Annotated in this window: 13 protein-coding genes; 9 read left to right on the top strand and 4 right to left on the bottom strand. The window is 70.9% G+C overall.

The window, feature by feature from the left end:
- Window positions 1-28: 28 nt before the first annotated feature.
- Together ABZU69_RS19270 and ABZU69_RS19265 are read right to left on the bottom strand one after the other, a co-directional pair.
- A complete protein-coding gene (locus tag ABZU69_RS19270; RefSeq protein ID WP_354965697.1) occupies window positions 29-331 on the bottom strand; it encodes a GNAT family N-acetyltransferase in 303 nt (100 codons plus the stop codon).
- Window positions 332-383: 52 nt separating this feature from the next.
- Window positions 384-1,178 carry a Stf0 family sulfotransferase gene (locus tag ABZU69_RS19265; RefSeq protein ID WP_354965696.1) on the bottom strand — a complete coding sequence of 265 codons (795 nt, stop codon included), beginning with the start codon at window positions 1,176-1,178 and terminating at the stop codon, window positions 384-386.
- Between the two features lie 198 nt (window positions 1,179-1,376).
- On the opposite strand from ABZU69_RS19265, the gene ABZU69_RS19260 reads away from it, so the two are divergent.
- The 4 genes from ABZU69_RS19260 (at window position 1,377) to ABZU69_RS19245 (ending at window position 4,281) form a co-directional block, all read left to right on the top strand.
- Window positions 1,377-1,514: a hypothetical protein gene (locus tag ABZU69_RS19260; RefSeq protein ID WP_354965695.1), complete on the top strand. Its 138-nt coding sequence runs from the start codon at window positions 1,377-1,379 to the stop codon at window positions 1,512-1,514.
- 37 nt (window positions 1,515-1,551) lie between these two features.
- Window positions 1,552-2,595: an acyl-CoA desaturase gene (locus tag ABZU69_RS19255; protein WP_354965694.1), complete on the top strand. Its 1,044-nt coding sequence runs from the start codon at window positions 1,552-1,554 to the stop codon at window positions 2,593-2,595.
- A 287-nt stretch (window positions 2,596-2,882) separates the two neighbouring features.
- Window positions 2,883-3,602 carry an RNA polymerase sigma factor SigF gene (locus ABZU69_RS19250; protein ID WP_354965905.1) on the top strand — a complete coding sequence of 240 codons (720 nt, stop codon included), beginning with the start codon at window positions 2,883-2,885 and terminating at the stop codon, window positions 3,600-3,602.
- Between the two features lie 85 nt (window positions 3,603-3,687).
- On the top strand, window positions 3,688-4,281 hold the full coding sequence (locus ABZU69_RS19245; RefSeq protein ID WP_354965693.1) for a TetR/AcrR family transcriptional regulator: 594 nt from the start codon (window positions 3,688-3,690) through the stop codon (window positions 4,279-4,281).
- Here the strand turns inward: ABZU69_RS19245 and ABZU69_RS19240 are convergent.
- Both ABZU69_RS19240 and ABZU69_RS19235 read right to left on the bottom strand, forming a co-directional pair.
- Entirely contained in the window at window positions 4,278-5,141 is an 864-nt protein-coding gene (locus tag ABZU69_RS19240) for a YegS/Rv2252/BmrU family lipid kinase (protein WP_354965692.1), read from the bottom strand. The two genes, ABZU69_RS19245 and ABZU69_RS19240, sit on opposite strands and share 4 nt — an antisense overlap.
- 1 nt (window position 5,142) lies before the next feature.
- A complete protein-coding gene (locus tag ABZU69_RS19235; protein WP_354965691.1) occupies window positions 5,143-6,708 on the bottom strand; it encodes an FAD-binding oxidoreductase in 1,566 nt (521 codons plus the stop codon).
- A gap of 45 nt (window positions 6,709-6,753) precedes the next feature.
- Here ABZU69_RS19235 and ABZU69_RS19230 point away from each other — a divergent pair, with 45 nt between their 5' ends.
- From ABZU69_RS19230 to ABZU69_RS19210, 5 genes are all read left to right on the top strand, one after another.
- Window positions 6,754-8,280 (top strand): glycerol-3-phosphate dehydrogenase/oxidase, encoded by a 1,527-nt coding sequence (locus ABZU69_RS19230; protein ID WP_354965690.1) that lies wholly within the window; start codon window positions 6,754-6,756, stop codon window positions 8,278-8,280.
- Window positions 8,281-8,454: 174 nt separating this feature from the next.
- Window positions 8,455-9,330, top strand: coding sequence for an alpha/beta hydrolase (locus ABZU69_RS19225; RefSeq protein ID WP_354965689.1), 876 nt, complete (start codon window positions 8,455-8,457; stop codon window positions 9,328-9,330).
- A gap of 83 nt (window positions 9,331-9,413) precedes the next feature.
- Complete coding sequence (locus ABZU69_RS19220) at window positions 9,414-10,385, top strand: pyridoxal-phosphate dependent enzyme (RefSeq protein ID WP_354965688.1); 972 nt, start codon at window positions 9,414-9,416, stop codon at window positions 10,383-10,385.
- Between the two features lie 127 nt (window positions 10,386-10,512).
- Complete coding sequence (locus ABZU69_RS19215) at window positions 10,513-11,448, top strand: hypothetical protein (RefSeq protein WP_354965687.1); 936 nt, start codon at window positions 10,513-10,515, stop codon at window positions 11,446-11,448.
- Window positions 11,449-11,554: 106 nt separating this feature from the next.
- Window positions 11,555-12,163: a hypothetical protein gene (locus ABZU69_RS19210; protein WP_354965686.1), complete on the top strand. Its 609-nt coding sequence runs from the start codon at window positions 11,555-11,557 to the stop codon at window positions 12,161-12,163.
- Window positions 12,164-12,193: the final 30 nt, after the last annotated feature.

Raw genomic sequence — 12,193 nt, 5'->3', positions numbered from 1 at the left:
CTGGTCGACCGGTCAGGCTGGTGAACCGCTATTTGACCTTCCGAGTCGATCGGGCCACGATGCCCTCGTACTCGGGGTGCTTGACCAGCCATTCGCTGAGGAACGGGCAGAGCGGAACGACGGTCCGGCCCTTGGCCCGCGCGTCGTCCATCACCGCACGCGCCAGGGTCGACCCGACGCCCCTGCCCTCGAACTCCGGATCGACCTCGGTGTGGGTGTAGACGATGATGGTGCCGGTCAGCTGGTAGGTGACCACGCCGGCGACCACGCCCGCCTCGTCGCGCGCCTCGAATCGCTCCCGCGTCGGCGCGTCTGTCACGGTGAACTGCACCGGCCCATCCAACCACGCTGGTCAGCTGACCTGCCGGCGCGGAGTGCTACTCCTAACCATGATCGGGGAGGTCCTGGTGTCCGCCAACACCCGACTCGGCCCGGTACCGGTGGATCCACTCACGGTTGAGGTCGTCGGCCTGACGCTGGTGTCGCGGCACGACAGCGCGACCGGCCGGCATGTCCAGGCCGAGGAAATGCAGGATCCCGCGCGTGACGGCGACCATGTCCTCATCGAGGTCCTCGTAGCGGACGACGTGGGGCCGCACGCCGGTCGCGGAGAACCACGCCTGCCATTCGGCGTTGTGATCGTCGATCGTCTGAATGAGGCCGTCGATTCCTTCCCTATCGAAAGTCGGCTCCTTTCCGGTGCGGTCGCCACCACTGCTCTCGCTGTTGCCGTCGATATACCAGGCCTGGGTCTGCTCGGCCCGCAGCCAGGACACCGCCTGCGCCAGCACGTCGTCACGCCGCAGATACACGAACCGGGTACGCCCGAATGCCCGCTCCAGCAACGCGACATCCTGGCCGGCGAGGTCGGGGTGGACCATGCCGAGCTTGTCGACCACCTCGTCGAGCGTGCCCCACATCAGCTTCGCGCCGAACACACCGTTGTCGGTACGTCCGGCGTCACGTGCCGCACGTACGTAGGCGGCGTAGTCGAAGCCGCCGTCAGCGGTGCGGGGAAGCAGCCAGCGCTCAGCCCACAACGCCTCGTCCGGAGCGCGAAAGTATGCCTGCGGGTGGCCGGCGACGCCCGTGGACTCCAGTAACCCCAGGAGCAGCGAACTGCCGGTGCGCGGGGTACCGCAGATGAAGTAGGAATCAACTCGATCGGCAGCGGTCATCGACACAGCGTGAGGTAACCGCGTCGTCGGCTGGCGCACAAGGGATTTTCCGACCTGTTGCTTCCACCTCGTCACGGCCCTCTCCGGCGCAATCCGCCCAATCCCTTCCGACCGGCAGGCTCGTCAGGCGAAACTGGCAGTACGGGAAGCCAGCCGGCGGGGCCGGCCCGAGGGGAGCGCGCCGTGACATCAGGATCGATGAGCCAACGAATCAAGGGCCTGCTCAACAGCCCACGCGGGCGTGACCTGATGCAGAGGGGTCGCCGCCAGGCGGCCAAGCCCAGCACGCAACAGAAGCTTCAACAGCTCATGGCCCGCCTGACCGGCCGCCGCTGAGAAACCTGGCGGACCAGGGGCCAGCGGAGCTGTGATCATGAGCGACACCAGTCTCGGCGTCGACCGCCAACGAGGCAGTGACTACGCCGACCTGTCCCGGCAGGTCCGCGCAGCGGGTCTGCTCGAGCGGCGGCGAGGCCACTACGCCGTACGTATCAGTCTTGTCGTCGGTTCCTTCGTGGGGCTGTGGACGCTGTTCGGGCGACTCGGTCAGTCGTGGTGGCAGCTTGGGGTGGCGGTGGCCCTCGCGGTGGTGATCGCCCAGGCCGGGTTCATCGGCCACGATGCCGGGCACCGGCAGATAGGCCGCTCGCGCCGGGCGAACGACCTGATCGGCATCGTGCACGGCAACCTCCTGACCGGGATCAGCTACGGCTGGTGGGTGGACAAACACAACCGGCACCACGCCCACCCGAACACCGAAGGCATGGACCCCGACATCAGCGTGGCGCCCCTGTCATTCACCACCGACCAGGTCCGGCGACGGCGCGGCCTTGGCGCACTGTTCGTCCGTCATCAGGCGTACCTCTTCTTTCCACTACTTCTGCTGGAGGGCCTGCACCTGCACGCCATCAGCCTGCGGGCTGTCCTCGGCCCGCGCCGCCTGGCGCGTCGACCCGCAGAGGCGGGGCTGCTGGTCCTGCATCTGGGCGGCTACCTCGCCGCCGTGTTCCTGGTCCTGAGTCCCGCGCAGGCGGTCGCGTTCATCCTCGTCAACCAGGGCGTGCTGGGCCTCTACCTCGGCTGCTCCTTCGCCCCCAACCACAAGGGCATGCCGATCCTCGGCGCCGAGGACAACCTCGACTACCTGCGGCGGCAGGTCGTCACCTCGCGCAACGTCCGCGGCGGAAGGTTCCTGGACACCGTGTTCGGCGGCCTGAACTACCAGATCGAACATCACCTGTTCCCGAACATGCCGTGCCCCAACCTGCGTCGCGCCGGGCCATTGGTCCAGCGGTTCTGCGCCAAGCACGACATCGACTACCACGAAACCAGTCTGGGCCGCTCCTGGGCGGAGGGGCTGCGCCATCTGCGGGAGGTCGGCAACCCCGACCCGCGAACCGACGTCGCGGTGCGCTGAGGAGCCACAGCGCCCTCGCGGGAGCTGGGTGGCCATCGACGCCGCCGCCTGCGGTGACGGCACGTGAAGCGTGGCGACTGGCAGCGCCACATCATCCTTTCGGTTAGGTTTCACCTGACCTTTGGTCTAGTCTCTGCTCATACGGTTGGCGCCGACAGGCGGAAATGCGGCCGGTGTGATGCGGAGGAGCCAGCATGATCACGACCACCGACCGGCCCGCGACGACGAGCACCCGCACCGACCACGACGCCTCCGCCGACTCACCCGCCACCGAGCTTCTTCTCGCGATGGCGGCGTTGCCCGCCGACCACCCGTCGCGCGCCGCGCTGCGGGACCGGGCGATCGAGGCATGGCTGCCGCTGGCCAACCACCTCGCTCGGCGCTACAGCGGGCGGGGCGAGCCGACCGGCGACCTGACGCAGACCGCGGCACTGGGGCTGATCAAGGCGGTGGACAAGTTCGACCCCTCCCGTGGTGTCGACTTCGCCGGTTACGCGATCCCCACGATCGTCGGGGAACTCAAGCGCCACTTCCGGGACCGCACGTGGGACATCCGGGTGCCCCGCCGGCTGCAGGAGATGCGGCTGGCGATCTCGGACGCCAACAGCACCCTTCTGCAGACGTTGGGTCGGTCGCCGACGGTCGCCGACATCGCCGCCCACCTCGGGCTCACCGAGGAGCAGGTGCTGGAAGGGCTGGAGGGCGCACGGGCGTACAACGCTGTGTCGCTGTCCACCCCGGTCGGTGACGGTGAGCGCGGCACCGAACTCGGCGAGATGCTGGGCGGCGAGGACGGCGAGTTCGCCCTGGCCGAGCTGCGGGTGGCTCTCGGCCCGGCGCTGGCCACGCTCGACGAGCGGGAGCAGAAGATCCTCACCCTGCGCTTCTACGGCAACCAGACGCAGAGCGAGATCGCCGACCAGGTTGGTGTCTCGCAGATGCACGTGTCCCGCCTGCTCGCCCGCGCGCTCGCCAAGCTGCGCACGCAGCTGGTCGACGCCTACTGACCACCGCCAGTTCCCGGTGCCCGCGTCATCCGTGGCGCGCGCGTCCGCGTCCGGGGCCACCTCGCCCCTGTGATAGACAGTCGGCGTGGTGGAGGTGAGCCAGTCCGGCGAGCGCAGCGTCGACGACACGGTTCTCGACGCTGCCCGGGACTGCGTGCTGGCGTACGGCGTCCGTCGCACGACGATGACGGACGTGGCGCGACGCGCCAGCGTCTCGCGGATGACCGTCTATCGGCGCTGGCCGGACGTGCAGTCCCTGATCGGCGACCTGATGAGCCGGGAGTGGCATCAGGTGCTGATGGCGGCCGCGGACGTCGAGACCGGCGGTTCGGCGCGGTCCCGTCTGGTGTCGCGGGTGGTCGCGGTGGCGGGGCAGCTACGGGACCATCCGCTGCTGTGCAAGATCCGTGACGTCGACCCGGAGGTGCTGCTCCCGTACCTGCTCGACCGGCGGGGCAGCGGCCAGGACGAGATGCTCCAGTTCCTCGCGGCGGCGCTGGCCGACGGTCACGAGGACGGCTCGATCCGGCCCGGGAGACCCGACGTCATGGCCCGCGCGGTCTTTCTGACCACGCAGTCCTTCGTGTTGTCTGTCCGCACGGTCGCCGACGACGTGCCGGTCGCCGAGTTCGACCGGGAGCTGGCGCTGCTGGTCGACGGCTACCTGCGACCAGGCTAGCCGGCGATGACGCGCAGTGCCCGCGGGCGGACCTCGACGTGCAGCTCGTCGGTCCGGCCGACGGGATCACCGTCGCCGTACACGGTCATTGGACGGTCGGCGCACACGGTGACCGACGTGCCTCGGTAGGAGAAGACGTGCCCGCGCCGCACGTGCCGGCCGGTGCGCATCTGTCGCAGCGCGATCGGGAACAGCACCTTCGGTGCCTGTCCGATCACCACGACGTCCATCGTCCCGTCGTCGGGCTGCGCCGCCGGGGCGACGTGCAGGCCACCGCCGTAGTAACCGCAGTTGGCGACCACCACCGTGTAGGCGTACGTCTGCTCGGTCCGGCCGTCCACCGTGATCGTGTACCGGGTGCGCGGCCAGCGCATCAGCGCCCGCAGGCCGGCGGTGGGATACACCAGCGGCGCGGGCAGACGCGACCGGTTCGCCAGCTCGTTGGCCGCCGCGTCGACGCCGACGTAGACGCTGCCGACGATGGTTCGTCCAGCGACGCGGAGGACGCCGAGGTGCCGCGGCCGTCCGTGCAGCAACAGGTCCGCGATCGCGTCCGGGGAGTGCGGCAACCCGAGCTGGCGGGCGAAGTCGTTGCCCCGACCGGCGGGTATGACGCCGAGCAGACCGTCGGTGTCGGCGACCACGCCGGCGAGCAGCCGGATCGTGCCGTCGCCCCCGGCGGCGACGACGACCTCACCGCCCTGCAGCGCCGCCGTGGCGCACCGGCCGGCCTGCTCCGCAGTCTGCGTGTATTCGACCCGTATCCGGGCGCCGGCGGCGCGCAGCAGATGGGCCACCGGCATCAGGCGGGACAATCCTCGGCGTGCGGTGGGCCCGAGGATCACTGCGAAGGACCGCACCTCACGGCACCAGGATGCCGGGATTGAGGATGCCGGCCGGGTCCAGCTGCTGTTTGACCGCCCGCAGCAGGTCCACGGCGACGTCTCCGATCTCCGCGGCGTACCAGGCCCGATGATCCGCGCCGACACCGTGATGGTGGCTGATGGTGGCACCCGCGGCAGCGATCGCGTCGCTGGCCGCCGCTTTCGCCTTCCGCCAGCGGTCGACCGGATTCGCGCCGGGAGAGCAGATCACCGTGAAGTACAGCGACGCACCGGTCTCGTAGACATGGGACACGTGCGCCAGCACCAGGGCGCCGTCCGGCAACGCCTCGAGGATCGCCTGCCGGACCCGGTGGTGCACGTCCGGCAGCGCCGACCAGTACGCCGCGGTCTCCAGGGTCTCCGCGAACGCCCCGGCGTCCAGCAGCGCGTCCCGCAGATACGGGGCGTCGAAGCGGTGTCGCGCCCACTGCTGACCCGGCTCGTCGCCCAGCGGCACGCCGCCGTGCGGAGCCAGCACATCGGCGGCCGCGTCGACGGTGGCAAGGACGTCCGCGCCCTCGTACCCGGCGATGAGCTGGCAGCCGCCGTCGGCGCGTCCGGATCCGGTCGCCCCGATCATGGTCTCGACCTCGTCGGACAGCCGCAGCACCGTGGGTCGCGGCCCGTCCTGCGCCAGCCGCCGTACGGCGTGCAGGCCGTCGGCGAACGACTCGAACCGCCAGCCCTCGTAGTGTGACTGCGCCGGCAGGGGCCGGATCCGGACGGTCACGTCGGTGATGACGCCAAGTGCCCCCTCGCTGCCGAGGAAGATCTGTCGCAGATCGGGACCGGCGGCCGAGGCGGGAGCGCGGCCCGTCCGGACGGTGCCCTGCGGGGTGGCGACCGTCAGCGCCATGACCATGTCGTCGAAGCGGCCGTAGCCGGCCGACGCCTGGCCGGACGACCGGGTGGCGGCGAATCCACCGATGGTGGCGTACTCGTAGGACTGCGGGACGTGGCCGAGGGTGAACCCGTGCTCGGCGAGCAGCTCGGCGGCCCGTGGGGCGCGCATTCCGGCCTGCAGCGTGGCGGTCCGCGACAACGGATCGATGGCGACGACGTCGTTCAGCCGGCTCAGATCGACGGCGACGTGCCGCGCCGCGGACGGCGTGAGCCCGCCCACGACGGATGTGCCACCGCCGAACGGGACCACGGCCACCCGGTACCGGGAGCAGAGATCGAGGATGGACACCACCTCGGCGTGGTCGGCCGGACGCAGAACGGCCTGCGGGGCCACCCGCACCTGGCCCCGCCGATGGCGTAGCAGGTCGGGTGTCGACATGCCCGACGCGTGTCGTGCCCGGGCGTCGTGGGCGGTGACCACGTGCTCGGCGCCCAACGCCCGTCGCAGCGCGTCGAGGACCCGGGCGTCCAGTTCGCAGTCCGGCACCGCCACCTCGGCCAGCGGGACGGCCGGCGGCGGGGGTGTCAGCTCGAGCACCTGCGCCAGCAGCGTCGAAGCGGAGTCCGGTAGCGCCTTCGCGTTCCTCGTGGTGCCCCAACGGGCCCACCCGACGGCCGACGCTTCCCCTTCCATATTCATGTGTGACAGAGTGACATCCAACGTCACTGCATCGCAAGGAGGCGTGTGAAAACCTCGCTGACCGTCTCCCGCCGGGAACGTGACCTCGCCGAGCTGGTCGCCGGCACGTCAGTCGACGTCCTGGTCGTCGGGCTGGGCGTCACCGGCGCCGGAGTGGCGCTCGACGCCGCGAGCCGCGGACTGTCCGTGGTCGCCGTCGACGCCGACGACCTGGCCCACGGCACCTCCCGCTGGAGCTCGAAACTGATCCACGGCGGCCTTCGATATCTCGCGCACGGCCAGATCGGCATCGCCTACGAGAGTGCCGCCGAGCGCCACCTGCTGCTGACTCGCACCGCGCCGCACCTGACGCGCCCGTTGCCGATGCTGCTCCCGGCGACCGCGTACACCAGCCGATGGCAGGCGGGCGCCGCGGCGGCCGGCCTGCACGCCGGAGACCTGCTGCGTGCCTGCGCCGGGACCTCCCGACGGACCCTTCCCGGAACGCGCAGGCTCGGCTCGGCCGAAGCGGGCGCGATGGCACCCGCCCTGCGTCCGGCCGGTCTCCGCGGAGCACACCTGTCCTGGGACGGCCAGCTCTGCGACGACGCTCGACTCGTCGTCGGCCTCGCGCGCGCCGCCGCGGAGCACTCCGCCCGCATCCTGACCCGCTGCCGGGCGATCAGCCTGCACCGGGAGGGCGCCACCATCGAGGACACCCGCACCGGCACGCGCATGCACGTCGCCGCCCGCGCGGTCATCAACGCCACGGGCGTGTGGGCCAGCAGCCTGACCCCACACGTACGCCTGCGCCCGTCACGGGGAACCCACATCGTCCTGTCCGCCGCCCGTCTGGGCGGACTCTGGGCCGGCCTGACCATCCCCGTCCCCGGCGAGTTCACCCGCTACGTCTTCGCCCTGCCCCAGACCGACGGCCTGGTGTACGCCGGACTCACCGACGAGCCGGTGAACGGACCGGTCCCCGACGTGCCGCGACCCACCGACGCCGACATCGCGTTCCTGCTCGACGTCCTCAACAGCGTCCTCGACCAGCCGCTGCGACCCACCGACGTCCTGGGCGCCTACGCCGGGCTGCGACCTCTGTTGGACGCCGGTGACAGCCGAACCGCCGACCTCTCCCGCCGGCACGCCGTCATCGACGACCCCGACGGGATCATCAGCGTGATCGGCGGCAAGCTCACCACGTACCGCCGGATGGCTCAGGACGCCGTCGACACCGCCATCCGTCAGCGCCGCCTCGCGGCCGGGCCCTGCCGCACCCGCCGCCTCCCGCTGCCCGGCGCGGCGAGCAGAACACAGCTGGCCCGGGTCCCCGCGCCACGCCGGCTCGTCCACCGGTACGGCACCGAGGCCGTCGACGTCCTGGCCGAGGCGCCCACCGAACTCCGGCAGCCGATCGGTCCCGACATCCCGGTCACCGGCGCGGAACTGCTCTGGGCCACCCGGCACGAACTCGCCCTCACCGTCGACGACCTGCTCGACCGGCGCACCCGCCTCGGTCTCGTTCCGGCGCACCGCGAGGCCGCACTGCCCACGGCGCGAGACGTCCTCGCACTGGCCGCCGAGGGGTGACGGGGGAATTTCGCCGGTGGTCCGACCATCGCCTCTTCTCCTGCTAGCGTCGTTTTTGCCCGGGGAGCTTCCGTCAGCGGTCCACGCCGCCTGAGCCATCAGCCGACCGTCGCGGGTGCCGCCTGAGCAGACCGTGCGACGACGGTCCGCACGAGTCGCGGGGGGTCCGGGGCCATGTTCGAGGGCTTCGAGGAGTTCGACATCCCCACGTCGGGGGCGACGATCCACGGACGCCGTGGCGGAAGCGGGCCTCCGGTCCTGCTCCTGCACGGCATCCCCGAGACGCACCTCATGTGGCATCGCGTGGCGCCGCGGCTCGCCGAGCACCACACCGTGGTCGTCACCGACCTGCGCGGCTGGGGCGACAGCGGCACACCGCCGAGCAGCGCCGATCATGAGCCGTACAGCATGCGAGCGATCGCCCGCGACCAGGTCGAGGTCATGCGCAGTCTGGGCCATGAGCGGTTCGGGCTCGTCGGGCATGATCGCGGCGCACGGTGCGCGTACCGTCTCGCGCTCGACGAACCGGACGTCGTCACCCGGCTCGCCGTCCTGGACGTCGTCCCGGTCGGCGACGTGTACGACCGGGCCGACATGGCGTTCAGCCTCTCGTACTGGGTCTGGTCCTTTCTGGCGGCGCCGGCGCCGGTGCCCGAGCGGTTCATCGCCGCGGCGCCCGCCGTCCTCGTGGATTTCATGCTGGACACGTGGCCCGAGGTGAAGGACGCGTTCCCGGCTAAGGTGCGAGCCGCCTACGTCAGGCAGTTCAGCGATCCCGCCACCGTCCACGCGATCTGCGAGGAGTTCCGCGCCGCCGCGACGGTGGACTACCAGCAGGACGAGGCGGACCGAGGCAACCGAAAGATCGCCTGCCCGGTTCTGTTTCTCTGGAGTCAACGGGGTCAGGTCGCGAGGCTCTATGACGACCCGCTCGGCATCTGGAGACAATGGTCCGACGACGTTCGTGGCGGCCCGGTCCCGGTTGGGCACTTCATTCCAGAAGAGGCTCCCGAGGAGACCACACGGCAACTGCTGGATTTCCTGACGTAGGGCGGTGACGAGCGGCGGGTGCCGGATGGGCGTCGCAGGCCTATATCGTCACGCTGCCCACCCGACGGCAAGGAGTCACCAGCATGCCCGGACCGATCGTTCCGCTCACGCTCGGCACGTGGCCCACACCGGTGGAGCCGATGCCCCGCCTGGCGAGCGCTCTCGGGCTCGGCCGCGACGACCTTCTCGTCAAGAGGGACGACCTCACCGGCCTCGGCGGCGGTGGCAACAAGGTTCGCAAGTTGGAATGGACGGTCGCCGAAGCACTCGCGAACGACGCCGACACGCTGGTCACCACGGGAGCGCCACAGAGCAACCACGCGCGGCTCACCGCCGCGGCCGCCGCGCGCCTCGGTCTGCGCGCCGTGCTGGTGTTCCCGGGCGAACCGGTGGCGGCTCGAACCGGCAACCTCGTTCTGGACGCGTTCCTCGGCGCCGACGTCGTCTTCACCGGTGTGACGGGTCAGCAGGCGCTCGCAGACGCCGCCACGCAGGTATGCGACCGGCTGCGTTCCGAAGGCGCACGCCCCGCCCTCATCCCGTTCGGCGGGTCCACCGTGTTGGCGGCCCGCGGTTACGCACAGTGCGGTGACGAGTTGCTGTCCCAGGTGCCCGACCTGCGTACCGCTGTGGTCGCGCTCGGCTCCGGCGCCACGATGGCCGGGCTCGTCGCGAGCCTGGGCCCGGACCGCACGCTCGGTGTCGATGTGGGGGCGCTGGACGACCCCCGGCAGCGCGTCGCGTCGTTCGTCACCCCGCTCTCGCCGGACGTGCACGCCGACGACCTGCGCGTCGACCGTGATCACGTCGGCAGCGGCTACGCGAGCCTGACCCCGACGGTCAGGGAGGCGCTGACACTCGTCGCCCGGCACGAGGGGATCATCCTCGACCCGACGTACACCGGGCGCGCGATGGCGGGTCTCATCGCGGCGATTCGGCGAGGCGAGATCGGACCGGGCCAGACAACAGTCTTCATCCACACGGGCGGGCTTCCCGGAATGTTCGGGCACCCCGAGATTCCCGCGTTCGCCGAAAGCCTGTCGCCTGAACGATAAGGATCACCGGTCTGCGTCGTGTGGTGGTGGGCGTCGGGGGCGACGAGGCGACCGGACCCGTGGTTGGATGTGCGCCGTGCGGTTGTCCCCTGAACCAGTGTGTTGGTCCGTTGTAGCGGGCGCGGCGGTGGTGCATGTGGTTGGCGCGCTGTCGGACGCGTCGGTCCTCGCGGGGCAGGCGACCGGGGTGACACTGACCGGCCTCGCGGTGATCGTGTTGCTCGGTGCCGGGCGGGGCCGCGTCGCCGTGGCTGTTGGTGTCGGCGTGCTCGCCATCGACGCCGTGGTGGCGGCGAAGGGCTCGGACGGGCCGAAGTACCTGTCGCCGTTCTATGCGCCGCTGAACGCTCCACCACCGTCCGTCAGCGAGGATCTCGCGTGGCTGGGTGAGGCGTTGGCGGCGCAGGTCACCCAGCACTGGCCCGCACTGCTGGGCCTTGCGCTGATCTGCGGCGGATCGGTGGTGACGTTGACCGATCGGGCGCGGACCGACACACGGTGGATCCGTTGGGTCGCGTGGGCCGCCGTCGCCGGGCTGGCCGTCGTCGTGCTCACCCCCCTCGGCGGAGGGGACCCGATTCGCCTGCTGGTCACGCTCGCCGTCCGGTTGCCGACCCTGGTGGCGGTTGCCGCCGGGCTGACAGTGCTCGTGGTGGCCGCCGGGCGGCAGCGGCGGTTCGGCGTCCCGGCCATGCTGGGGGCCCTGCTGCTGACCGCTGCCGTCATCGACGCCAACCTGGCGGCTGTGGCGCCGCTTCGGCCAGTTGCCGTGGCTGAGACGCACTCGTTCAATGATCAGGCTGCGTTTCTTGAACCGGGGATCCGGATTCAGGTAGCGGGTGCGGTGGCGCTGGGCCACGAATCCTCGCCCGGCTTGGTAACGGCACCGCTGCTGGCGCTCGTGCCGATACTTGCGATCGCACTGCTCGTGCTTGCGGCACCGACCTGGGGCCATCGCCTCAGCCGCCGCGATGACAGCGGTGACGGGGCGCACGGCGGGGATCCCGGCGACGGGGATGACCGGCGCGGTCACCACGACGGTCGCGGCCTGGACGGGACCTGACCGCAGGTCGGGAGCGAGCCCGTTCGCGACCGTCGGTTTTCCGGACCCGCGCCCTCGGACCTCGTATCGTGACGATGACCCCTGGTCGGCGCGGACGGTGAGGTGGATGGACGACGGTGAACGCGAGCAGGCGTTGCTCACCGCCCTGACCACCGAGCATTTCGTGCTCCAGACCTCCCGCAGCGCCACCGTCACCGAGTCGGTGGGCCGGGCGACGATCTTCCTCTCCATGCTCTCCGCCGCTCTGATCGGGCTCGGTTTCGTCGCCAGCAACGCCGCGTTCGTCGGGCCGTACCTCGGGGCGGTGCTGCCCACGCTGATGATCACCGGGCTGCTCACGTTCCTGCGGCTGGTGCAGAACATGGTGGAGAACGAGCTGGATCTCGCGCGGATTCAGCGCATCAGGGCGTACTACCAGCACCGGCTGGCCGGCGACCACGACTTCTTCGCCGATGCGGTGCAGGGCGAGGGCATCATGCGGGCGAGCTGGGCGGCGGTCGGCAACGCCCCCGGGCGGGCGCAACTGCTGCTGACCACGGCGGCGATGGTGGGTGCGGTGAACGCGCTGCTGGCGGGGCTCTCGGTCACGCTGCTGACCGGACTGGCGGGGCTGTCGTCCGGGTTCGCGATCGGCGTCGGCGCCGTGTTGGCCCTGCTGGCCTTCGCCGCCCAGGTCGCCTACATCAACCGCGCGTCGATTTCCCAGCCCGGGTAGGGCTCGCCCGGAGTGGGCCACCCGACAGAA

This window comes from Micromonospora sp. NPDC005206 (genome assembly GCF_040608175.1).
Taxonomy (GTDB): Bacteria; Actinomycetota; Actinomycetes; order Mycobacteriales; family Micromonosporaceae; genus Micromonospora.
This window is presented reverse-complemented; position numbering and strand designations above follow the sequence as displayed.

Excerpts from the sequence above, each read along its gene's own strand:
- ABZU69_RS19235 (WP_354965691.1), bottom strand. The coding sequence starts at position 6,708 with ATGAATATGGAAGGGGAAGCGTCGGCCGTCGGGTGGGCCCGTTGGGGC.
- ABZU69_RS19260 (WP_354965695.1), top strand. The coding sequence starts at position 1,377 with ATGAGCCAACGAATCAAGGGCCTGCTCAACAGCCCACGCGGGCGTGAC.
- ABZU69_RS19265 (WP_354965696.1), bottom strand. The coding sequence starts at position 1,178 with ATGACCGCTGCCGATCGAGTTGATTCCTACTTCATCTGCGGTACCCCG.
- ABZU69_RS19220 (WP_354965688.1), top strand. The coding sequence starts at position 9,414 with ATGCCCGGACCGATCGTTCCGCTCACGCTCGGCACGTGGCCCACACCG.
- ABZU69_RS19250 (WP_354965905.1), top strand. The coding sequence starts at position 2,883 with ATGGCGGCGTTGCCCGCCGACCACCCGTCGCGCGCCGCGCTGCGGGAC.
- ABZU69_RS19225 (WP_354965689.1), top strand. The coding sequence starts at position 8,455 with ATGTTCGAGGGCTTCGAGGAGTTCGACATCCCCACGTCGGGGGCGACG.
- ABZU69_RS19210 (WP_354965686.1), top strand. The coding sequence starts at position 11,555 with ATGGACGACGGTGAACGCGAGCAGGCGTTGCTCACCGCCCTGACCACC.
- ABZU69_RS19255 (WP_354965694.1), top strand. The coding sequence starts at position 1,552 with ATGAGCGACACCAGTCTCGGCGTCGACCGCCAACGAGGCAGTGACTAC.